Below are 1,157 nucleotides of genomic sequence, written 5' to 3' on the forward strand. Positions count from 1 at the left end.
TAAATAGCTGCGCGGAATAGTAGATCACTGAAAGGGAACTCAGCCCGGATTGTGCGATCTGATCAATCGCCAAACCAACCAAAATCACCAACCGGACTGAGCGATGCCGATCATAGTACCAATACCCCGTGGCGAACGACGCCTGATGCAGAAAGCTATTCATAAAACGCGTGATAAAAATCATGCCCGCAGACTCACGGCCATGCTGATGCTTCATCGGGGTGAACGGGTCAGCGATGTTGCCAGAACTCTCTGTTGTGCCCGTTCATCCGTTGGTCGCTGGATTAACTGGTTTACGCACTCAGGTATTGAAGGCCTGAAATCCTTACCCGCAGGGCGCTCCCGACGCTGGCCTTTTGAACATATCTGCACCCTGTTACGTGAGCTGATAAAGCATTCTCCCGGCGATTTTGGTTATCAACGTTCACGCTGGAGCACCGAATTACTGGCAATAAAAATCAATGAGATAACCGGTTGCCAGTTACATGCAGGAACCGTTCGCCGCTGGTTGCCATCTGCGGGGCTTGTATGGCGCAGGGCCGCGCCAACTCTGCGTATCCGTGACCCACATAAAGATGAAAAGATGGCGGTAATCCACAAAGCGCTGGATGAATGCAGCGCAGAGCATCCGGTATTTTATGAAGATGAAGTGGATATTCACCTTAATCCTAAAATCGGTGCGGACTGGCAGTTGCGCGGACAGCAGAAACGGGTAGTGACGCCGGGGCAGAACGAAAAATACTATCTGGCCGGCGCACTGCACAGTGGCACGGGTAAAGTCAGCTACGTGGGCGGCAACAGCAAAAGTTCAGCGCTGTTTATCGCTCTGCTGAAGCACCTGAAAGCCACTTACCGGCGGGCGAAAACAATCACGCTGATCGTTGATAACTACATTATCCATAAAAGCCGCGAAACACAGCGCTGGTTGAAAGCAAATCCCAAGTTCAGGGTAATTTACCAGCCGGTTTACTCGCCGTGGGTGAATCATGTGGAACGGCTATGGCAGGCACTTCATGACACGATAACCCGTAATCATCAGTGCCGCTCAATGTGGCAGTTACTGAAAAAGGTCCGCCATTTTATGGAAACCGCCAGCCCATTCCCCGGAGGAAAACATGGCCAGGCAAAAGTGTAGCGGTATTAGGCGCAGCTATTTA

Annotated in this window: 1 protein-coding gene; it reads left to right on the forward strand. The window is 51.4% G+C overall.

Translation table 11 applies throughout. The features are described from left to right. The first annotated feature begins 103 nt into the window (after positions 1-103). Positions 104-1,135 carry an IS630-like element ISEc33 family transposase gene (locus tag FHD02_RS23955; RefSeq protein WP_001395480.1) on the forward strand — a complete coding sequence of 344 codons (1,032 nt, stop codon included), beginning with the start codon at positions 104-106 and terminating at the stop codon, positions 1,133-1,135. Positions 1,136-1,157 lie beyond the last annotated feature (22 nt).

Origin of the sequence: Citrobacter sp. EC_71 (genome assembly GCF_019584005.1) — a bacterium.
Lineage (GTDB): Bacteria > Pseudomonadota > Gammaproteobacteria > Enterobacterales > Enterobacteriaceae > Citrobacter > Citrobacter werkmanii.

Bases quoted from the DNA above. Each gene is read 5' to 3' on its own strand.
- FHD02_RS23955 (WP_001395480.1), top strand. From the start codon at position 104: ATGCCGATCATAGTACCAATACCCCGTGGCGAACGACGCCTGATGCAG.